Origin of the sequence: Hymenobacter properus, from assembly GCF_015694735.1 — a bacterium.
GTDB classification, from domain to species: domain Bacteria; phylum Bacteroidota; class Bacteroidia; order Cytophagales; family Hymenobacteraceae; genus Hymenobacter; species Hymenobacter properus.
Genome location: NZ_JADQDP010000004.1, coordinates 101,421 through 123,319 on the forward strand (window position 1 = coordinate 101,421; position 21,899 = coordinate 123,319).

General features: G+C 60.1%; 17 protein-coding genes. 10 read left to right on the plus strand and 7 right to left on the minus strand.

The features are described 5' to 3' along the window. Positions 1-12: 12 nt before the first annotated feature. Genes I2I01_RS16945 through mltG form a run of 3 tightly spaced genes read right to left on the minus strand, consistent with a single transcriptional unit; the run spans position 13 to position 2,036 of the window. Complete coding sequence (locus I2I01_RS16945) at positions 13-504, minus strand: acyl-CoA thioesterase (protein WP_196287696.1); 492 nt, start codon at positions 502-504, stop codon at positions 13-15. A 39-nt stretch (positions 505-543) separates the two neighbouring features. Next, positions 544-897: a four helix bundle protein gene (locus I2I01_RS16950; RefSeq protein ID WP_196287697.1), complete on the minus strand. Its 354-nt coding sequence runs from the start codon at positions 895-897 to the stop codon at positions 544-546. Between the two features lie 50 nt (positions 898-947). Further along, positions 948-2,036: an endolytic transglycosylase MltG gene (gene mltG / locus I2I01_RS16955; protein ID WP_196287698.1), complete on the minus strand. Its 1,089-nt coding sequence runs from the start codon at positions 2,034-2,036 to the stop codon at positions 948-950. A 207-nt stretch (positions 2,037-2,243) separates the two neighbouring features. On the opposite strand from mltG, the gene I2I01_RS16960 reads away from it, so the two are divergent. After that, on the plus strand, positions 2,244-2,876 hold the full coding sequence (locus tag I2I01_RS16960) for an L-threonylcarbamoyladenylate synthase (protein ID WP_196287699.1): 633 nt from the start codon (positions 2,244-2,246) through the stop codon (positions 2,874-2,876). A 244-nt stretch (positions 2,877-3,120) separates the two neighbouring features. Here I2I01_RS16960 and I2I01_RS16965 read toward each other — a convergent pair whose 3' ends face one another. Both I2I01_RS16965 and I2I01_RS16970 read right to left on the minus strand, forming a co-directional pair. Beyond that, the gene (locus tag I2I01_RS16965; protein WP_211538007.1) at positions 3,121-4,038 is read right to left on the minus strand and encodes a lysophospholipid acyltransferase family protein; all 918 of its coding nucleotides are present in this window, start codon (positions 4,036-4,038) and stop codon (positions 3,121-3,123) included. Between the two features lie 2 nt (positions 4,039-4,040). Continuing rightward, positions 4,041-4,910, minus strand: coding sequence for a hypothetical protein (locus I2I01_RS16970; RefSeq protein ID WP_196287700.1), 870 nt, complete (start codon positions 4,908-4,910; stop codon positions 4,041-4,043). A gap of 298 nt (positions 4,911-5,208) precedes the next feature. Here I2I01_RS16970 and I2I01_RS16975 point away from each other — a divergent pair, with 298 nt between their 5' ends. From I2I01_RS16975 to I2I01_RS17015, 9 genes are all read left to right on the plus strand, one after another. Beyond that, the gene (locus I2I01_RS16975) at positions 5,209-5,625 is read left to right on the plus strand and encodes a hypothetical protein (protein ID WP_196287701.1); all 417 of its coding nucleotides are present in this window, start codon (positions 5,209-5,211) and stop codon (positions 5,623-5,625) included. Positions 5,626-5,773: 148 nt separating this feature from the next. After that, the gene (locus I2I01_RS16980) at positions 5,774-10,189 is read left to right on the plus strand and encodes a CusA/CzcA family heavy metal efflux RND transporter (protein WP_196287702.1); all 4,416 of its coding nucleotides are present in this window, start codon (positions 5,774-5,776) and stop codon (positions 10,187-10,189) included. Positions 10,190-10,324: 135 nt separating this feature from the next. Beyond that, positions 10,325-11,518 carry an efflux RND transporter periplasmic adaptor subunit gene (locus I2I01_RS16985; protein WP_196287703.1) on the plus strand — a complete coding sequence of 398 codons (1,194 nt, stop codon included), beginning with the start codon at positions 10,325-10,327 and terminating at the stop codon, positions 11,516-11,518. A 69-nt stretch (positions 11,519-11,587) separates the two neighbouring features. After that, complete coding sequence (locus I2I01_RS16990; protein ID WP_196287704.1) at positions 11,588-12,262, plus strand: WbqC family protein; 675 nt, start codon at positions 11,588-11,590, stop codon at positions 12,260-12,262. Positions 12,263-12,445: 183 nt separating this feature from the next. Continuing rightward, positions 12,446-15,058: an ATP-dependent Clp protease ATP-binding subunit gene (locus I2I01_RS16995; protein WP_196287705.1), complete on the plus strand. Its 2,613-nt coding sequence runs from the start codon at positions 12,446-12,448 to the stop codon at positions 15,056-15,058. A gap of 86 nt (positions 15,059-15,144) precedes the next feature. After that, the gene (locus I2I01_RS17000; protein ID WP_196287706.1) at positions 15,145-15,570 is read left to right on the plus strand and encodes a hypothetical protein; all 426 of its coding nucleotides are present in this window, start codon (positions 15,145-15,147) and stop codon (positions 15,568-15,570) included. Positions 15,571-15,744: 174 nt separating this feature from the next. Further along, positions 15,745-17,313 (plus strand): acyl-CoA carboxylase subunit beta, encoded by a 1,569-nt coding sequence (locus I2I01_RS17005; RefSeq protein WP_196287707.1) that lies wholly within the window; start codon positions 15,745-15,747, stop codon positions 17,311-17,313. A gap of 115 nt (positions 17,314-17,428) precedes the next feature. Further along, entirely contained in the window at positions 17,429-18,499 is a 1,071-nt protein-coding gene (locus I2I01_RS17010; protein WP_196288207.1) for a M42 family metallopeptidase, read from the plus strand. 122 nt (positions 18,500-18,621) lie between these two features. After that, entirely contained in the window at positions 18,622-19,428 is an 807-nt protein-coding gene (locus tag I2I01_RS17015) for a helical backbone metal receptor (protein ID WP_211538009.1), read from the plus strand. On the opposite strand, the gene I2I01_RS17020 is transcribed toward I2I01_RS17015, so the two are convergent. Next, complete coding sequence (locus I2I01_RS17020; RefSeq protein ID WP_196287708.1) at positions 19,412-20,647, minus strand: 3-phosphoshikimate 1-carboxyvinyltransferase; 1,236 nt, start codon at positions 20,645-20,647, stop codon at positions 19,412-19,414. The two genes, I2I01_RS17015 and I2I01_RS17020, sit on opposite strands and share 17 nt — an antisense overlap. Positions 20,648-20,762: 115 nt before the next feature. Then, a complete protein-coding gene (gene aroB / locus I2I01_RS17025; protein WP_196287709.1) occupies positions 20,763-21,809 on the minus strand; it encodes a 3-dehydroquinate synthase in 1,047 nt (348 codons plus the stop codon). Between the last annotated feature and the right edge of the window lie 90 nt (positions 21,810-21,899).

The window sequence follows — 21,899 nt, forward strand, 5'->3', positions numbered from 1 at the left end:
TTATCTGATTTCCTACTTCCGAAATGCTGCCGGAGCGGGCGCATCGGGCAAGATGGCGCCAGGTTTGGGCAGCACGGGGCTTTCGAGGTCGTCTTCGCTAAAATACGGCGCCAGCTGCTGCTGGATACTCTCGGGAATGGGCACGGGCCGGCCGGTGGTCGTTTTCACAAACACCATGAGCGTATGGCCTTCGGTTAGCAACTCCTGGGCTTCGTTGTATATCTCGTACTCGAACAGTACCCGCGTGCCCTCGGGCGGCTGACGCAGCAGCAGACGCACGGTGAGCAAATCATCGTAGCGCGCCGGGCGGCGGAAACGGGTGCGCAGCTCCCCTACCGGCATGCCCACGCCATCGGCCTCCAGTTCCTTATAGCTGATGCCGAGCTTGCGAAACGCCTCGGTGCGCGCCACTTCAAAATAGGCCGCGTAGTTGCCGTGATAGACGTAGCCCATCTGGTCGGTTTCGGCGTAGCGCACGCGGATTTGGATGTCGGAAGTATACAAGGGTTGAATTTTGAGGGTTGAATGTTGAGTTATTCAACATTATTCCATGTTAGCCTGGGCCGTTTTAACAATAGCGGTTAGGATATTGATGAGTTGGCTGACTTCGTTCAGAGCAGCGCTCATATCAACTTGGGTCATTCTTCCTTGCGAAAGCAACATCAACCAATATTTCGTTTCACGAGCTTCTTTTGACGCAATTGACATCTTGGCAGCAAAGTCTCGCTTCGATATAGCCGCTGTAGCTTCTGCGACGTTTGCACCAATGCTGGTTCCGCTTCTCAGCAATTGCTTCGACAATACATATTCTCTTTCCGCACTTAATAGCTTGTACAGTTCGACAATCTGTAAGGCAAAAGCGAAGCTTCGCTCAGCAATTGGGTTTTCAACTTTCATTTTGATGGCGAAACGATTAATTCAACATTCAACCCTCAAAATTCAACCCTTCATCGAATTCCCGCCCGGTTCAGCGCCGCCTGGTAGCGGCGGGCGTTGGCAATGTGCTCGGCCTCGTTAGTGGCAAAGGCGTGGTAGCCGCTGAAATCTTCTTTGGCGCAGAAATAGAGGTATTTGTTGCTTTCCGGCTTCAGCACGGCATCAATGCTGGCGATGCTGGGCAGGTTGATGGGGCCGGGCGGCAGGCCGGCGTACTTATAGGTATTGTATGGCGAGTCTTTTTGCAGGTGCACGTTGAGCACGCGCTTGATGGTGAAGTCATGGTTGGCGTACACTACGGTTGGGTCGGCCTGCAGCTTCATGCCGCGCTTGAGGCGGTTGAGGTACACGCCGGCAATGCGCGGCCGCTCGTCGGCGTGCTGCTGCTGCTCGGCTTCCACGATGCTGGCCAGGGTGCTCACCTGGGCGCGGGTGAGGTGCAGCTTCTCGCGCTCGGCGTCGCGCTGGGGCGTCCAGAACTGCTCGTAGGACGTTTTCAGGCGCTGCATCAGGCGCTTGGCCGAGGTGTTCCAGTACACGTCGTAGGTGTTCGGGATGAACATGGTGAGCACCGTGGTGGTGTCGAAACCCAGGCTCTTGGTGTAAGCCGGGTCGCGCAGCAACGAATCGAGCCGGGCGGCGGGCAAGTCGACCTGGCTGGCCAGCTTGGTCACCAGTTCGTTGCGCAGGCGCACGGTGTTGAAGGTGAGCTTCACCGGCGACTGGGCGCCGCTCTTGAGCACGTTGATGAGCTGGCGGTTGGTGAAGCCATCCTTGAGCTCATAGTTGCCGGGCTTCACGGCGCCGGGCTTGTCGTACTTCATCAGCCGGGCCACGAAGTGCAGCGAGAGCTTGTCGACCACCGCCCCGGACCGGTCAATGGCGTTGAGGGCATCTTTCCAAGTGGCGCCGCGCGGAATCACCACGTAGGTGGGCTTGCCCTTGGTTTCTATGTTGGCGGTGAAAAACACCTGGTAGAAATAATACGAAAAGCACACCAGCGTGAGCGTGAACACAATGCTGACGATGCCCCAACGCTTGCGGCGCTTGAGGGCCGCGTCGCGGCGTTCGATGACAGACTTTTGGGCAGGTTTGGCCATGGGATGAGAAGCGGATTGCAGAAGCGCGGCGCCAAAAGTACGAAACCCGGGAACCCGGCCCGCAACGGCGGGGGTTCATGGCGCATTTCGGCCGGGCGTAGTACCTTGCCCGCGCCTTCGGGCCCGGCCTGCAACCTCGGGCCACCGCCGCCCGTCGGTTGCCGGCCCCCACTGCTTCTTCGAACCATCTAATCTTTTTATTCCCTTATGCCCGCCACCCTCCTCCGCATTCACCCCGAAAATCCGCCGCAAGCCCGTATCCAGCAAGCCGTTGAGGTGTTGCGCAAGGGCGGAGTTATTATCTACCCCACCGATACCGTGTACGGCATCGGTTGCGACGTGACCAATGCCAAGGCCGTGGAACGCGTGTGCCGTATCAAAGGCATCAAGCCCGAAAAAGCCAACCTGAGCTTTATCTGCTACGACCTGTCGCACATCAGCGACTACGCCCACGGCATCTCCACTTCGACTTATAAGGTTATCAAAAAAGCCCTGCCCGGCCCGTTCACCTTCCTTTTCGAAGCCAGCGCCGAGGCCCCCCGCTTTGGCGGCGTGAAGCGCAAGCAAGTCGGCATTCGCGTGCCCGACAACCAGATTATCCGCCAGTTGGTGAAAGAATTGGGCAACCCCATCGTGAGCACCTCGGTGCGCGAGAGCGAGGAAACCCTGGAAGAATACGTGACCGACCCGGACCTGATTTACGAAAAATACCGCCTGCTCGTGGACCTCGTCATCGACGGCGGTTTCGGCGGCAACACCCCCAGCACCATCGTCGACTGCACCAACGACGACTTCGACATCGTGCGCGACGGCGCTGGTGATATTGAGCAATATCTGTAGGCGGCCAATTCGTCTGTCATTGCGAGGCCGCAGGCCGTGGCAAACGAAGTTCAGCGGAGCTAATCCGTCCTGTTCTCAGCAACCAACCCTATAATGTGACAAAGCCCCGGCTCCTTCCAGAGTCGGGGCTTTCTGTTATAGGAAAAGCTTTATCACGTCTCATAGCTGGTCGCGGCTGGGAGGACGGATTAGCTCCGCTGAACTTCGTTTGCCACGGCCTGCGCCTCGCAATGACAGGCGCCACCTAGCTCCGCTTGTGCTTCCACCGCCGGTGCGTCCACAGATACTGCTCCGGCGAGGCGCGCATGTCCTTTTCCAGTTGCCTCGCAAAGGCTTCCGTGACTGGGAAGGTACCGGCTGGAGCTAGTTTTGCCTCGCGGCCGTCGGGTAGCTCAGTGAAAGTGACTTCGTAGTAGCCGCGCCGCATGCGGCGGATGCCCACGTAGAGCACGGCACAGTCGAGCTGCACGGCGAGGCGGTCGGCACTGGTGTAGAAGCTGGTGTCCTGGTGAAGGAAATCGGTCCAGTAAGGCCGGTCCTCGGGGCCAGCGGCCTGGTCGGTGAGCAGGCTGAGCGTGCGGCCTTCCCCGCGGTGAGCTACCAGGTAGCGCAGGGTGGCCAGCATGGGCACGGCATCGGCCCCAAGGCGGGTGCGCAGGCGTCGCATGAAGCTCTCGAAGAACAGGTTGTTCAGCGGCTTATACACGCCAGCAGCCCGACCGGGAAACTCCAGCGCCGCGCCGCTCAGAATCCACTCCCAGTTGCCCATGTGTGAGCCGAGCGAAAGAACTAGGCGCTTCTCGGCGAAATGGCGCGTCATCAGCTCAGGATTTACGAAGCGCATGCGCCGCCGCAATTCCTCAGGCGAAATAGCGGCTAACTTCAGGATTTCGATGATAACCTGCGAGAAGTGGCGGTAGAAAGCCTTGCCGATGTACTCAATCTCGGCCGGCGTTTTCTCCGGGAAAGAGTTACGCAGGTTTTCCGTGACGACACGCCAGCGGTAGCGCACTACGTAGGCCAGCAGGAAATAAATCACCTCCGCAAACAGGTACAGCACCGCCAGCGGCAGGTGTGCCAGGCCCAGCAGCAGCCAGCGAATCGGCTCAAAGTACCAGGCATAAGGCCGACCGGAGCCGGAAATAGCGCCTTTAGTGGCCATGCTTAACGGGGCACGGCCGCATTGCCGGGCGCAAATTCGGCCGAGGCGCGCTGGCCAATAGCGCGGTGCCCAGTCAGCAGCTTCTTATTGCCCGGCCCGCCGTATACTTCAATGAAAAGCGTGAACGGCCCGTCGGGCAGCGGCCCCAGCGGGATTTGGCCCACAATGGTGGTTGGGCGCCCGCTCTGCGGGGTGAGCGAGGCGTCAGCGTCGGCCGCCGAGCCGTCGGGGGTGGTGAGGTGGTAGTGCACGCGCAGGGGCTGACCCTGCGGCGCGTTGTTCAACTCGGTGTAGAAGAAGACGTTGTCGGCACCCCGGCCATACGTGCCGCTGGCCGCGCGGGCGAGGCGGTACCCGCCGCGGGCAAAATTGTCGTCGCCCCCACTCTTGGCCGCTGGGCGTGAGAGTAGGATTACATCCGATAGGAAGGGGCCGGCGGGCGCTTCCAGTACCAGCGGCTTTTCCACGGTGGTTTCGCCGCCCGCGCTGCGGTACTGGTCTTTCACGGTGCCGCGCAGGGTGTATTTGCCATCGGGCAGCAGGATGCGCTTTAGGAAACTCTGTGGGTTTTTGATGGCAATGGTGGTATCGGTGAGCACCGGCGGCTTCAGTGTCACCACTTCGTGGTAAGCCGAGGTGCCGTCAGCCTTCAGCACATCGAGCGTAACCACGGCCGACGACTGGAACGACTTCGGTGCCCGCTGTCGATAGGTGAGCGGCTGGGTGGGCACGGTCACGTAGATTTCTACTTCGGCGCCCTTCACCACACGGTCGAGGTTGCGGAAGCGGGCCACGTCGAGCAGGAGCTGGGGCGGCCCGGCCTGGGCGGCCAGCGTGGCGAAAGCGGCAAGGAGAGTCAGGAGGTAACGCATGGGGCAAAAGTACAATGGGTGCGGGGGAGGTGTTGGGGAGATAGCAGAACGTCATGGCGAGGGCAGCCGAAGTATCTCGCGTGCCGCAGCAAATAAATCATCTGTCCTCCTGAGCGCAGCGAAGGACCTTCTCACGTTAGCACAATCGTGAGAAGGTCCTTCGCTGCGCTCAGGAGGACAAACAGTGCGAGCGAGATGCCTCGGCTGCGCTCGGCATGACGTTCTACTGATTCATATTCTATTTTTGTGCCAGCATTTCGGCAAACATTTGCCGCACCTGCCTCGTTTCTCCCCCGCTATGCGTGCTACTGTCGCCTTCTTTCTGGGAATCTTGATGCTGCTGGGCAGCTTCATTCCCGAGAACGACCTGGGCGAGCTGGCCAAGCTGCCATCCTTGGTGGAGCATTACGACTACCACCACTCGGCGGCGGGCGGCGGGCTGAACTTCGGCCAATTCATTGCCGAGCACTACGGCGCAGGCACCAAGCACTACGCGGGTTGCAGCCTCTCACAGCGGCATCAGCAAGACCATCACAACCTGCCCCTGCGCTGCCATCACGGCTGCGTGACGCTCAGTTTCGTGATGGCGCCCGTGACGCGGCTGGTGTTTGTGGCCCGCCCCGTGTCGGCGCCAGTACGTGTCTACCGCGTGGCCGCCGCACCGCGCTACGCCTTCACTTTTAGCAGCTCGCTGGGCCAGCCGCCCCGAGCCTAGCCCGCCCGCGCCCCCGGACGCAGTGTGCCCGGACCTGAGCTGGTCCCGGCCCCGATTTCTGGGCTCCCCCCTTTCTTATTGGATTGATAGCGCCTCCCGGCGCGGCCTCGTGGCCGCGTTTGGGCCGGGCTGTATTGCACCGTTTCGCATGATTTCGGCGATTATTAATTTTAGCATCCGCAACAAGCTGTTGGTGGGTTTGATGCTGGCGGGCCTCATCACCTGGGGCGTTTTCTCGGCCGCCAGCCTCCCGCTCGACGCCATTCCGGACGTCACCAACAACCAAGTTCAGGTCATCACCCAGAGTCCCGCGCTGGCGGCCCAAGAGGTCGAGCAGCTCATCACCGTGCCGCTGGAGCTGGAGTTGCGTACCATTCCGGGCGTCACAGAAATTCGGTCCATATCGCGCTTCGGGCTGTCGGTGATTACCGTCGTTTTCGAGGAAGACGTGGACACCTACCACACCCGCCAGCTGGTGGCCGAGAAGCTGAAAGTGGCCGAGGCCGACCTTGGGCAGGGCTTGGGCGCCCCGGGCATGGCGCCCATTACCACCGGCCTGGGCGAGATTTATCAGTATACCATCAAAGTCAAAAAGGGCTACGAGAAGCGCTACGGCCTGGCCCGGCTGCGCGAAATCCAGGACTGGCTGGTGAAGCGCCGCCTGGCCGGGGTGGCCGGGGTGGTCGATGTGAGCAGCTTCGGCGGCTACGTGCGGCAGTACGAGGTGAGCGTGGACCCGGCCCGACTGGCCGGTGCGGGCGTGAGCATGGCTGAGCTTTACGAGGCCCTGCAAGCTAACAACGGCAACGCCGGCGGCAGCTACCTGGAGCGCGGCCCACGGGCGTTTTTCATCCGGGGCGAGGGCCGGGCCACGTCGTTACAGGACATTGGCAACATCGTAGTGAAGCCCGTGGGCGTGCCAGGCCAGGGTGGCGCCCCGCTTCTGGTGCGCGACGTGGCGGCCGTGCGCTTCGGCCACGCCGTACGCTACGGCGCCATGAACCGCGACGGCCAGGGCGAAACCGTGGGCGGCGTGGTGCTCATGCTGAAAGGCGCCAGCTCCGAGGCCACCATCAAAAACGTGAAGGCCCGCGTGGCCGAAATCCAGCAAACCCTGCCGCCGGGCCTGGAAATTGAGCCCTTCCTCGACCGCACCAAGCTGGTGGACAAGGCTATTCACACGGTGGTTAAAAACCTGATTGAAGGCGGCGTCATCGTGGTGGTAGTGTTGCTGTTGCTGCTCGGTAACCTGCGGGCCGGCTTAGTGGTGGCGGGCATGATTCCGCTGTGCATGCTCTTCGCGCTGGGCATGATGCGCACCTTCGGCGTGTCGGCCAACCTCATGAGCCTGGGCGCGCTGGACTTTGGCCTCATCGTGGACGGGGCCGTGATTATCGTGGAGGCCGTCATCGCCCACCTCGTGCACGAGCGCCTGAAAGCCGCCCACGAAACCATGGACGACATCACCGAGGGCGTGACCAACCGGCTGATGAAATCGGCTTTGTTCGGCCAGCTTATCATCCTCATCGTGTACCTGCCCATCCTCTCGCTCACCGGCGTGGAGGGCAAAATGTTCCGGCCCATGGCTCTCACCGTGAGCTTCGCCATCCTGGGCGCCATGATTATGTGCCTCACCTACGTACCGGCCGTCACGGCCTGGGCCTTGAAGAAAGACATCAGCGAGAAGCCCAGCATTGCCGACCGCATCGTGGGCTTCCTGCACCGCGGCTACGAGCCCATTATTCGGGCGGCGTTGGGCGCGCGCTGGTTGGTAGTGGGCGGCGCGGCGGCGCTGCTGGCACTGGGCGGCCTGGTGTTTTCGCGGCTGGGCGGCGAGTTCATTCCGCAGCTCGATGAGGGCGACTTTGCCATGAACGTGACGCTGGCGCCGGGCTCCTCGCTGGAGGAAAGCCTGCAGCTCACGGGGCGAATTCAGCGCATTCTAAAAAGCCAATTTCCGGAAGTCATTCAAGCGGTGGGCAAAATCGGCACTTCCGAAATTCCTACCGACCCCATGTCGCTGGAAGATGGCGACGTCATGATTATTCTAAAAGACCATGCCGACTGGACCAGTGCCCACACCCGCGAGGAGCTAGCTAATAAGATGCAAAAAGCGCTGGCTGACGTGCCCGGCGTGAGCCTGGAATTTCAGCAGCCTATTCAGATGCGGTTTAATGAACTGATTTCGGGCGTGAAGTCGGATATCTCGGTCAAGATTTACGGCGACGACCTCGATTTGCTCAAAGCCAAGGCCGACGAAGCGGCGGCCCTCATCCGCCCGCTGGCCGGCGTGGGCGACCTCAAAGTAGAGCAGATTATCGGACTGCCCCAGCTACGGGTGAGCTACGACCGCGCCCGGCTGGCTCAGTACGGCCTGCGCGTGCAGGACCTCAACACCCTGCTGCAAACCGCCTTCGCGGGCCAGACTACCGGCCAGATATACGAGGGCGAACGCCGCTTCGACCTCGTGCTGCGCCTCGACTCCCTGCACCGCCGCGGGGCCGACGACCTCAACCAGCTCCTGGTTTCCCTGCCCGACGGCAGCCAGATTCCGCTAGCCGAAGTAGCCACTGTAGCTCTGAAACCCGCCCCCGCCCAAATCTCGCGCGACGACACCCGCCGCCGCGTCAACATTGGCGTGAATGTGCGCGGGCGCGATGTGCAAAGCCTTGTGCAGGAAATCCAGGGCAAGCTGCAAGCCGGCCTGCGCCTGCCCGCCGGCTACAGCATCGTGTACGGCGGGCAATTCGAAAACCTCAACCACGCCAAAGACCGGCTGGCCATTGCCGTGCCAGTATCGTTGGTGCTCATTTTCATGCTATTGTTCCTGGCCTTCCGCTCAGTAAAAGAGGCGCTGCTGATTTTTACGGGCATTCCGCTGGCGGCCATTGGCAGCGTGCTGGCGCTGTGGCTGCGGGGGATGCCGTTCAGCATTTCGGCCGGCGTGGGCTTCATCGCGCTGTTTGGTGTGGCCGTTTTGAACGGCATCGTGCTAGTGGCTAGTCTGAACGAGTTGGCCACGGCCGGCGTGCGCAAAATCCGCGAACGGGTGCTACGCGCCACTGAAGAGCGGTTCCGGCCGGTGCTGCTCACGGCTTCGGTGGCCTCGCTGGGCTTTCTGCCAATGGCCTTATCGAACTCGGCTGGCGCGGAGGTGCAGAAGCCCTTGGCCACCGTCGTCATCGGCGGGCTGATTACAGCCACGCTGCTCACGCTAGTGGTGCTGCCGGTGCTCTACACCTTCTTCGTAAAAGACGATGAGCCCAGCCCCGTCGATGCCGCCGAAGCAGCCTACGAAGCCAAAGTACAGCAAGAAACCGGTAGCACTACTGGCGCAGCTACAGCGATTTTGCTGCTTATTGGCGGACTGGCGCTGGCACCGGCTGCCAGCCGGGCGCAGGCCACGCGGGCCCCGTTTTCGGCGCCGCTCAGCATCTCGCAGGCCCTCAGCACCGGCCTGGCCCAGAGCCCGCTGGTGCAGGCGGCCACGCTGCAGGCCCAGCAGCAGGCCGCCCTCAGCCGCACCGGCTACGACGTGCCGCGCCTGACCATCGACTACCAGTACGGCCAGATTCAGGGGCCCCTGCGCGACCATACGGTCAATATTCTGCAGCAATCGGCCCTGCCTACCCTGTACGCAGCCCAGCGCCAAGTGCTGCAAACCACCGCCGAGGGCGCCAACCTGCGCGCCCAAGCCCAGCGCCGCGAGCTGGCCCGCAGCATCCGTTCGGGTTACTACAATCTGCTGGTAACCTACCGCCTAGCCGCCCTGCTGCGCCGGCAAGACAGCCTCTACCAGCGCGCCGCCCGCGCCGCCACCGTCCGCTACAAAGTGGGCGAAACCAACCGCCTGGAGCAGGTTTCGGCCGAAGCCCGCGCCCGTGAACTGCAAAATCGCCTCGCTACCCTGCGCTCCGAGTTGCTGGTTCAGCGCCGACAGCTGGGCCTGCTGCTGGGCCAGCCTGGCCTGGCCGACATCGACACCTCCGCCAGCCCCCGCGCCGTGCTGCTACCCGCCGACACGGCCGCCATAACGCCCGCCACCAACCCCACGCTGGCCCTCTACCAGCAGCAGCTCACCCTCAGCCAGCAGCAAACCCGGGTCGAAAAGCTGCGCCGCCTGCCCGACCTCCGCGCCGGCTACTTCAACCAAACCATCAACCAGGAACGCGGCTTCCAAGTGGCCCAGGCCGGCGTGGCCGTGCCGCTGCTAGGCGGCGTGCAGCGCGGCCGCATCGCCGCCGCCAAGTTGGGCGAGCAGGTCGCCGAAGTGCAGCTGGCCTACGCCAATACTCAATTCGGCACCCAGCTCAGCACGTTCCGGCAGCAGCTGGCACGCGCCCAGGCCTCCTTGCTTTATTACGAAAACTACGCACTACCCCAAGCCCGCCTCATACTTACCACAGCCGAAAAAAGCTTCCGCGCTGGCGACATCGAGTACGTGGAATACGTGGTGAACACCCAGCCCGCCTGGCAGATTCAGGAGGCATACTTCGAGCAGCTGCGGCAATACAATGAATTGGCAGCCAACATCCAGGCCTTGGCCGGGGCGGATGCACAATAATTAATAAACGTCACGTCATTCAGAGCGCAGCGAAGCATCTAGCCAGCTTCGTTGCAACCGCTTTGATTAATCATAGCATGCGAGATGCTTCGCTGCGCTCTGCATGACCGGCAAAAAGAATACAGTCGAAATCTCATGAAGTCCCTCGCCTACCTCGCTCTACTCCCATTGCTCATCGCCTGCGGCAAAAACGCAGACGAAACAGCCGCCGAGAAAAAGCCCGCCGCCCCACCCCGCGCCCCCGACGAAGTCTTCCTCAACAAAGCCCAACTGCAAGCCGCTGGCATCGAGTTGGGCACCTTCACCCGGCGCGACCTCGGCACCGAGGTGCAGGCCACCGGCCAGATTGACGTGCCCCCCAGCCACCGCGTGTCCGTCACGGCGGTTATGGGCGGCTATGTAGCGCAGCTGCCGACGCTGCCCGGCCAGCACGTGACGCGCGGCACCGTGCTGGCCACCCTGCGCAACCCCGAGTACCTCAAGCTGCAACAAGACTACCTGCAAAGCCAGGCCCGCATCGTGTTTCTGAAGCAGGAAACCGCCCGCCAGCAAGTCCTCAACGACGAGGACGTGGGCGCCCGCCGCAAGCTCCAGCAGGCCACCGCCGAGTTGCGCACTGAGCAGGCTGCCGCCGGCAGCCTCGCCGCCCAGCTCCGCCTCATCGGCCTGAAACCGGAGTCGCTCAGCGCCACCAGTATCCGGCCCAGCGTGCCGCTCGTAGCGCCCATCGGCGGCTACGTGAAGGCCGTGCTGGTCAATCCCGGCCAGTTCGTAAACCCGCAGGACGTGCTGATTGAGCTGGTCGACCGCTCCGACTTGCACTTAGAATTGAAAGTATTTGAGCGTGACATCACCAAAGTAAAAGTGGGCCAGGACATCCTGTTCCGCGTGCCATCGCAGGGCGTCAGTGCCCGGCCCTTGCCCGCCACCGTTTTCCTCGTCGGCAAAGCCTTCGATGACGACGGCCGCACCGTGCCCGTGCACGCCCACCTGCACGACACCGGCCCCGACGCTGCGGCCACCGCCGCCCTCCTACCCGGCCAATACGTCAGTGCACGCATCCTCACCGGCCGCACTCTGCAGCGCACCCTGCCCGAAGACGCCCTCGTGCCCGGCGGCGAAGTCAGCTACGGCTATTACCAGATAAAATCCGACGCCAACGGCAGCACTTTCCGCCGCTTCAGCCTCCGCCCCGGTGCCACCGACCAGGGTCAGGTAGCCGTGCAGTTGCTCGATAAGCTACCCGATACCACTCGTTTGGTTATCAGAGGGGCTTATTTCCTCGACGCCGAGCGCAGCAAAGGACAGGGCGGGGATGATAATGATTAAGCAGAAACATCATGCCACGGCTGCGCTCGGCATGACGTTCTTTTGTTGGGTTATCCTCGAATGCACCCTATGATTATCCTCTCCGAGCTGCACTACCACCCGCCCGCCGCCTTCTTCGCCACGCTCGCGCACGCCGACGGCTTGCTGCTCGAAGCCCACGAGCACTACCGCAAGCAAACCTTCCGCAACCGCTGCCTCATCAAAACGGCCCAGGGCGTGCAGCCCCTCACCGTGCCCGTCATCGACGGCAACCGCGCCGAGAAAGTCAGCATTGCGGAAATCGAAATTGACTACCGCCAAAACTGGATTCACCGCCACTGGCGCACGCTGCAAACTGCCTACGGCAACAGTCCGTATTTTGAGTACTACGCCGACTACCTGCACGATATTTACGTAGGCAAACCCGTACTGCTTTTTGACCTAAATCAGCAGTTTTTGCGTTTGTTACTGAAATGCTTCCGGCTCACCCTACCGGTACAGCTCACCACCGAATACCACGCTCATTACCCCGCGCAACCATCCCCCGCTTTCCCGGGTCTTGCTTCTACCCTGCCCGTCGTGGCCGACCAGCGCGACTGGCTGACACCCAAAACCGGCGTAAAACCGTCCGAACCTGACACTCCGGCAGCCTCGGCCCGGGTGCGGCCCTATCCGCAGGTGTTTGGCCCAGGTTTTGAGCCCGGCTTAAGTGTGCTGGACCTGCTGTTTTCGCAGGGTCCGGCGGCCGGCTCTTTTTTGCAGTAAATCGGTAGTAATTACCGTAACCTGCTAAATTCTGCCGACGTTAAGAATTACCTGCTTGCGGGCTTCACCCGGCCCGAACCTTCGCCCGAACCAGCTTGTTTTCAAGCTACATCGGCCCAACCCGTCATTCGTGTTTACATGCCCGACGCGGGGCTTATCTGATTTTTCACTACGTTTATTGGCATGGAAGCTAAATTCTCAAACCGCGTCAAAGAGGTTATTTCTCTGAGTCGGGAGGAGGCCATCCGTCTCGGCCACGACTACATAGGCACCGAACACCTGCTGCTCGGCATGATTCGCGAAGCCGAAGGAACCGCCCTCGGCCTCTTGCGTAAGCTGGGCGTGAGCATCGACGAGCTTAAGTTTTCGCTGGAGCAGGCCACCCGCAACACGGCCACCCAAGGCACCAGCATCACCGGCTCGATTCCGCTCACCAAGCAAACCGAGAAAGTCCTCAAAATCACCTACCTCGAAGCCAAGATTTTCAAGTCGGAAATCATTGGCACCGAGCACCTGCTGTTGTCCATCCTCCGGGACGAGGACAACATATCTTCCCAAATTCTTTCCAAGTTTAACGTGAACTACGAAACTGTGCGCGACTCGCTGGATTACCACGGTAATGCCGGCGCAGCCCCGCAAAACCGCACGCCCGATACGGACGACGACGATAACGACCGCCTCTTTGGGGCCTCGGGCCCCGGTGGTGGCCGCGGCGGCGCCGGCGCTGGCGCGGCCAAGAAGCCGGGCGAAAAGTCGCGCACCCCGGTGCTCGACAACTTCGGCCGCGACCTCACCAAGCTGGCCGAGGAAGACAAGCTCGACCCCATAGTGGGCCGTGAGAAAGAAATTGAGCGCGTGGCCCAAATCCTGAGCCGTCGCAAAAAGAATAACCCCATCCTCATCGGCGAGCCCGGCGTGGGTAAAACCGCCATTGCCGAAGGCCTCGCCCTGCGCATCATCCAGAAGAAGGTATCGCGCGTGCTGTTCAACAAGCGCGTGGTGACGCTGGACCTGGCTTCGCTGGTGGCCGGTACCAAGTACCGCGGCCAGTTTGAGGAGCGCATGAAGGCCGTGATGAACGAGCTGGAGAAGTCGCCCGACGTGATTCTGTTCATCGACGAGCTGCACACCATCGTGGGCGCCGGCGGTGCCTCTGGCTCGCTTGATGCCTCGAACATGTTCAAGCCGGCCCTGGCCCGCGGCGAGATTCAATGCATCGGTGCCACCACGCTGGACGAGTACCGTCAGTACATCGAGAAAGACGGCGCCCTGGCTCGTCGTTTTCAGATGGTGATGGTGGACCCCACCTCACCTGAGGAAACCATTGAAATCCTGCACAACATCAAGGACAAGTACCAGGACCACCACCACGTCATCTACACCGACAAGGCGATAGAGCAGTGCGTGATGCTGTCGGACCGCTACATGTCTGACCGGTTCCTGCCGGACAAGGCCATCGATATTCTTGACGAAGCCGGCGCCCGCGTGCACATCAACAACATCGTGGTGCCCGAGGACATTCTCACGCTCGAAGAGCAGATTGAGAACATCAAGGGCGAGAAAAACCGCGTGGTGAAATCGCAGAAATACGAGGAAGCCGCCAAGCTCCGCGACACCGAGAAGAAGCTCCTTGACCAGCTCGACACTGCCAAGAAGAATTGGGAGGAAGAGACCAAGAAGAAGCGCTACACGGTGAAAGAGGAAAACGTGGCCGAGGTAATCGCCATGATGACCGGTATCCCCGTTTCGCGCGTGGCCCAGAACGAAAGCCAGAAACTCCTCAACATGAACGAGGAGCTCCAAGGCAAAGTAATTGGCCAGGACAAAGCCATCAAGCAGCTGGTGAAGGCCATTCAGCGCACCCGCGTGGGCCTGAAAGACCCCAAGAAGCCCATCGGCTCATTCGTGTTCCTCGGCCCGACGGGTGTGGGTAAGACGGAGCTGGCCAAGGTGCTGGCTACCTATCTCTTCGACAAGGAAGATGCGCTGGTGCGCGTCGATATGTCGGAGTACATGGAGAAATTCAGCGTGTCGCGCCTGGTGGGCGCGCCTCCCGGCTACGTGGGTTACGAAGAAGGCGGCCAGCTGACGGAGAAAATCCGCCGCAAGCCCTACTCGGTTATCCTGCTCGACGAGATTGAGAAGGCGCACCCGGACGTGTACAACCTGCTCCTGCAAGTGCTGGACGACGGCATCCTGACCGACGGCCTCGGCCGTAAGGTGGACTTCCGTAACACCATCATCATCATGACCTCGAACATCGGGGCGCGTGACCTACAGGACTTCGGCGCTGGCATCGGCTTCGGCACCAAGGCCCGTCAGGAAAACATGGACGAGATTACGAAGGGCACCATTACCAACGCCCTGAAGAAAACCTTCTCGCCTGAGTTCCTCAACCGCTTGGATGACGTCATCGTCTTCAACTCGCTGGAGAAGAAGGACATTCACCGCATCATCGACATCAGCCTCAGCAAGCTCCTCTCGCGGGTGCAGGCCCTGGGCTACCGTGTCGAGCTGACGGAGAAGGCGAAGGACTTCGTGGCCGACAAAGGCTACGACCCCAAGTTCGGCGCCCGTCCGCTGAACCGCGCCATCCAGAAGTACATCGAAGACCCGATTGCCGAGGAAATCCTCAAGGCCCAAGTGGTGCACGGCGACGTGATTACCGCCGACTACGAGGACGGCAAAGACGAGCTGTCTTTTTCGGTAAGCAAGAGCGGCGAGGCCCAGAACCTCGCCAGCGACGAGCGCCCGGCCGAAACGCCGGAAGCACCCGATGCTGACACGAAGAAATAAGTAGCCGCTAGTTGACGTTAAAGGGCTGGTTTCCGCAAGGGAGCCAGCCCTTTTTTTGCCTCCATTCTTTCACCTTGCCATCACCTATGCTGAAAACAGCTTTTTATCCTGTCGCCTTGGGCTTACTGCTGGCCCTGCCCGTGGCGGCCAGTGCCCAGGACCAGAAGCCTGAGTCTCCTTACAACGCCCAATTGGTAGTGCGGCAGCCCGAAATAGGCCAAGGCAACCCCTCGTTTGTGCCCTCGCCTAAAGTCCGGGGCATGAAGGCGCTGGCAGACGGCAAGGTTTATTGGGTATCGACCGACAACCGACAGTTGCTGGCGTACCAGGGCAACCGCCTGGCTTGGAAAACCGACGTAGTGGGCGCTTGTCCTACGGTGGTTGGCCCGCGTGCCATTCAAAATGTGGTGCTTAGCTCTAACACCATTTTTGTGCGGGTAGGCGAACGAACCTTTACGGAAGTAAACCCAGACACCGGAAAGGTCACCTCTGTGACGCTGCAGAAGAACTAGCTGCTTTCTCTAACACACCCAAGCCGGCCCAAACAGGGCCGGCTTTTTTATTAAAAGCCGTCGGTAATCATCTGCACTGCAACTGCTGCAAATCCGGTGGTTCATAATCGGCCTGTGGCCTACCTTTGGCCTTTCACTTTCGCGCTACTCCCACCCGCGCGCCCAATCTGACTTATGCCCGACCCGCACGCCCACGCGCACCTCTCCAAAACCGAATTGCTGGCCCGCAAAAACGAAGAAGCCCTGCTGGGCGGTGGCCAGGCCCGCATCGACGCCCAACACAAAAAGGGCAAGCTCACCGCTCGCGAGCGGATTGACTTGCTGCTCGACGAAGGTTCTTTTGAAGAAATCGGCAAGTTTGTGATGCACCGCTCCAAGGACTTTGGCCTGGACAAGGAGCATTACCTCGGCGACGGCGTGGTAACAGGCTACGGCACCGTGAACGGCCGCCTAGTGTACGTTTTCTCGCAGGACTTTACGGTTTTTGGCGGCTCGCTGAGCGAAACCCACGCTGAGAAAATCGTCAAAATCATGGACCTAGCCATGAAAAACGGCGCGCCCGTCATCGGCCTGAACGACTCAGGCGGGGCCCGCATCCAAGAGGGCGTGGTGAGCCTTGGCGGCTACGCCGACATCTTTTATAAGAATACGCTGGCCTCGGGTGTGGTACCGCAGCTGTCGGCCATCATGGGGCCCTGCGCGGGCGGCGCGGTGTACTCACCGGCCATCACCGACTTCATTCTGATGGTGGAAAACACGAGCTATATGTTCGTGACTGGCCCCAACGTAGTGAAGACGGTGACCCACGAAAACGTGACCAGCGAGGAACTGGGTGGCGCCAGCACCCACTCGGCTAAGAGCGGCGTCACGCATTTTAGCTGCGCCAACGAAGTGGTGTGCATCAACCACATCAAGCAGCTGCTGAGCTATATGCCGCAGAACTGCGAAGAAACCGCTCCCAACCAGCCCTACGAAGCCAGCGGCGACGAAAGCCGCGCTGTACTCGACGGCATCGTGCCCGAGAATGCCAACCAGCCCTACGACATTCGCGAGGTGATTGAAGGCATTATTGATGAGGGTTCTTTCCTGGAAGTACACCAGAATTTTGCCGAGAACATCGTGGTCGGTTTCGCCCGCTTGGCAGGCCGCAGCATTGGCATTGTAGGCAACCAGCCGGCCGTGCTGGCCGGCGTGCTCGACATCAACGCCAGCACCAAAGCTGCGCGCTTCGTGCGCTTCTGCGACTCGTTCAATATTCCGCTGCTGGTGCTGGAAGACGTGCCCGGCTTCCTACCCGGCACCGACCAGGAGTGGCGCGGCATCATCACCAACGGTGCCAAGCTACTCTATGCCTTCTGCGAAGCTACCGTGCCGCGCATCACCGTCATCACCCGCAAGGCCTATGGTGGCGCGTACGACGTGATGAACAGTAAGCACATTGGGGCCGACATGAACTACGCCTGGCCTACCGCCGAAATTGCGGTGATGGGTGCCAAGGGCGCGGCAGAAATCATTTTCAAACGCGAAATCGCTCAGGCCGAAAACCCCGAGGCCAAGCTGCAGGAAAAGGTGGACGAGTATCAAGAGAAATTCGCCACGCCCTACCGTGCTGCCCACCGCGGCTTTGTGGATGAAGTAATTCTACCCTCGCAGACGCGCCAGAAGTTGATTCGCGCCTTTAAGATGCTGGAGAACAAAGTAGATACCATGCCGCGTAAGAAGCACGGCAACATTCCGCTGTAAAATTATTGCTCATGCTGATGAAGGCGGCATCTTATCACGGCGGCCTTTGTCACTTCTTCTACCTGGCAGCGCTGACGTGATAAGATTCTTCGCTGCGCTCAGAATGACAGTTACCATGCGTCCCGAGTCTTTCGAATTCCTCCAGAAATACCTCAACAACCCCTCCCCCACTGGCTTCGAAAAAGAAGGCCAGAAGCTGTGGTTGGAATACATCAAGCCCTTTATCGACGAATACTTCGTGGATACCTACGGCACGGTGGTGGGCGTCATTAACCCCGAAGCGAAATACAAAGTCGTCATCGAAGCCCACGCCGACGAGATTTCCTATTTCGTGAATTATATCACCAAAGAAGGCTACCTCTACCTGCGCCGCAACGGCGGCTCCGACCCGCTGGTGGCCCCGAGCAAGCGCGTCAATATTTTCGGCGAAAAGGGCATCGTGAAGGGTATTTTCGGCTGGCCGGCCATTCACGTGCGTAAGGTGGAGCAGGACAAAGCCCCGACCATCGAAACCGTATTTCTGGACTGCGGCGCTACTTCAAAGGAAGAAGTGGAAGAAATGGGCATCCACGTGGGCTCGGTGGTGACGTTTGAGGACGAGTTCACGGTGCTGAATGACAAGTTCTACGTGGGCCGCGCGCTCGACAACCGCGTGGGCGGTTTCATGATTGCTGAGGTGGCCCGCATGCTGAAGGAGAACAACAAAACGCTGCCCTTTGGCCTCTACATCGTGAATGCGGTGCAGGAGGAAATTGGCCTGCGCGGCGCCGAAATGGTGGCCCACCGCATCAACCCCGACGTTGCCATCATCACCGACGTGACGCACGACAGCCAGTCGCCGATGTACGAGAAAAAGACGGCCGGCGACATCTCCTGCGGCAAGGGCCCAGTAATTACCTACGGCCCAGCCGTGCAGAACAACCTGCGCGACCTCATCATTGAAACGGCCAAGCAAGCTGAAATTCCTTTCCAGCGCGCCGCCGCTACCCGCGCCACCGGCACCGATACCGATGCCTTTGCCTATTCAGGCTCCGGGGTGGCCTCGGCACTGATTTCGCTGCCGCTGAAATACATGCACACGACCGTGGAAACCGTGCATAAAGAGGACGTGGAAAGCGTGACGCGCTTAATTTATGAGACGCTGCTGCGCATTGAGGACGGCCACGACTTCCGGTATTTTAATTAAGGTTTAAGAATTGCCTGTCATCCTGAGCGCAGCGAAGGACCTTCTCACGTTAGAGTAGTTCAACGTGAGAAGGTCCTTCGCTGCGCTCAGGATGCCCTTTTTTCTGGCTATTAATTTTTCAAATGGAATTACCCAACATTCCTTCCCTCCCGCTCAGCATCACCGACCAGATGGGCCGGCGCGTGGCGGTGCCGTTTCCGCCGCAGCGCATTGTGTCGCTGGTGCCGTCGCAAACGGAATTATTATTTGATTTGGGGCTGGGCGAGAAAGTTGTGGGCGTTACCAAATTCTGTATTCACCCAGCCGAAGCGCGCACAAAAGCTACGGTAATTGGCGGCACGAAGAATTTTGATTTTGAAAAAATAGCGGCCTTAAAACCCGATTTAATTATTGGCAATAAGGAAGAGAATTACCAGGCCGGCATCGAACAATTAGCCGCTGATTACCCAGTTTGGCTGAGCGACATCAGCAACTTATCGGAAGCATTGGATATGATTCGGCGCGTTGGATTTATTGCGGGCGCCAGGGAAAAGGCCGCGGCGCTGGCCGCAGAAATTGAAGTTTCTTTTGCTGCTTTAAAAGCCCCGACTGCTGACGCCCTTGTTTCGGCTGCTTATTTTATCTGGCGCAAGCCGTACATGGTGGCCGCCACCGGCACCTTCATTGATGACCTGCTGCTCCGTGCGGGTTTTCGTAATGCATTTGCAGGCCAGACACGCTATCCGGAAATAAGCGCTGAGCAATTGGCGGCTGCCGCGCCGCAACGCATCATGCTTTCTTCCGAGCCCTACCCTTTTGGCGAAAAGCACGTGGCCGAATTTCAGGCTATTTGCCCCGCTGCCAAAATTGAAATTGTCGACGGCGAATTATTTAGCTGGTACGGCAGCCGGTTGCGCAAATCGGCAGCGTATTTCAGCCACCTTCACTAATTATGAAACCTGCTTTCGCTAATTCATTCCAGAATTGCGGATAAGATTTCCGTACTACTGTGGGTGCTTCGATGTGCAGCGGCCCGCGCAAGGCCAGCGGCGCGAAAGCCATAGCCATGCGGTGGTCGTGGTAGGTAGCCACCGATTGATTAGCCACAGAAAAGCCGTTCGATTCAGCCCGAAAGCGCCCATCGCCCAAGTCGCGCAGGTCGCCGCCGAATTTGGCCAGTTCCGTTTGCAAGGCCGCAATGCGGTCGGTTTCCTTGATGCGCAGGCTTTCGAGGCCAGTCAGGTCCACGGGGCGCTTGAGGGCGACGGCCACCACGGCTACGGTCTGAGCCAAGTCGGGGCAGTCGGTGAAATCGATAGTTTGAATTTCGGCTTGAAGCGAGAGCGGCTGTTGCTTAAGGTGAACCGCATCAGGCAGGAAAGTGGTTTCTACCCCGAACTGCGCCATTATTTTGGCAATGGCTTGGTCGCCTTGAAATGACCAGCGGCGCAGGCCCGGCAGGGTAATTTCGGAACCGGCTGGGGCTAATGCCACCAACGAGTACCAATAGCTGGCTGCCGACCAGTCGGCTTCTACCGTGTAATCAGCCGGCCGGTACCGGTCGGGCAGCACCTCAAGCGTACGATTTTCATACAACACAGCGGTGCAGAAATGTCTCATAAGGGCCACTGTCATGTATATGTACGGCAGCGAGCCTACTTGGCCGGTAAGGGTGAGGCGCAGCCCGCCGGGCAGCATCGGCCCTAACATCAGCAGCGCTGATATGTACTGGCTACTGATGTCGCCGCGTACCGACAGTTCGGTGGGGCTAGCACTTGCTGAGAAGCCTCCAAACTCCAGCGGTGGGTAGCCCTCCGCTTTCAAATACGTAATGCTGGCCCCCGCTTTGCGCAACGCATCAACCAACACCGCAATGGGCCGTTCCTGCGCGCGGGCAGTGCCGGTGAGGCGGCCTTTCCAACCCGTCACAGCCAAATAGGCTGTGAGGAAGCGCATCACCGTGCCGGCATCCTCGGCATCGAGCACATCTGTATGGGGAGCTTCTTTCAGCAGGCGCTGCATGAGCTGCGTGTCGTTGGCATCGGATAGGTTATCAATGGTGCCACCGCCCGCCAGAGCCTGCAGGATGAGGGCGCGATTGGCTTCGCTTTTGGAAGCCGGGAGTTGGGCAGTGCCGCTGAGCGGGCCGCCGGGCCAGGAAAGGTGCATAGGATTGTAGCGCAGGCTGAAGTCTGCGCAGTATTAGGGAAGCGCCTGCACTACAAACGCGTTTAAAACAATAATCTGCCGTCGGGCCGCAAGCCAACGCCTGCGCAAGCAGGTGCTACGACTGCAGCCGGAGGTAATACCGAAGCGACTCGGCTATTTCTGCCACCGTCACGGGCTGGTCATACACGCCGTTCCCGATGCCTTCTAGCAAGGTGCAATTGATGGTGGTGCCCGCATTTTTCTTGTCTTGCAGGGCAAATTCGGCAATGGCGGCGGTTTCCATGAGCACGAAGGAAAGCTTGTCGAACACCGAAAACACGAAGGTTTCGATTTTATCCAGCTCCTCGGCGCTCAGCAGCCCGTGCTGCACCGATAGCCAGCTTTCGCACACCAAGCCGGCGGCCACCGCCTCGCCGTGCAGGGCTTCGCGGCCGGCCTGCAGCAGCAGGTAGCTTTCGATGGCGTGGCCCACGGTATGGCCGAAGTTGAGCAGCTTGCGCGGCCCGGCCTCCAGGGGGTCCTCGGCCACGATGCGCTGCTTCAGAGCCACCGATTCGCGGATAATAGGAGTCCAGTCGTCCGTCAGCCAGCCCAGGCGGCGGTTGGTATTGAAGGCGTCGGCATCGGCAATGAGCCAATGCTTGATGACTTCGGCGTAGCCGGATTTCACCTGGCGCGGGTCGAGGGTTTCGAGAAATTTCTGCTCGATGAAAACCGCCGCCGGCTCCTGAAACACGCCCAGCTGGTTTTTATAGCCCTGAAAGTCGATGCCGGTTTTGCCGCCCACGCTGGCATCCACCTGCGCCAGCAGCGTGGTGGGCACCTGCACAAAGCGGATGCCGCGCTTGTAGAGCGCCGCCGCAAAGCCGCCCAAATCTGTGACCACGCCACCGCCCAGGTTCACGACCACGGCGTGGCGGTCGGCGCGCTGGGCAGTGAGTTGGCTCCACACCACCTCGCAGCTGGCCAGCGACTTGTACTCCTCGCCGGCTGGGATTTCGATAAGACAATAATTGGCCGGCAAATGCGGTTCGAGCAAGGGCAGGCAGGCGCGCGCGGTGTGCGAGTCGACTACTACAAACACCCGGCTCACGGCCGGCCGGTACAGCAATTCGGCCAGCGCAGGCAGCGCGTCGGGGCCAATGATGACGGAATTCTCCATGGGGCAAAAGTCAGGATAAATTTTTTCAGCTTAACCGCAACAACCCGAGCAACCATTTCGCCCGGACGCCGGTCATGCGGATAAGTGGAC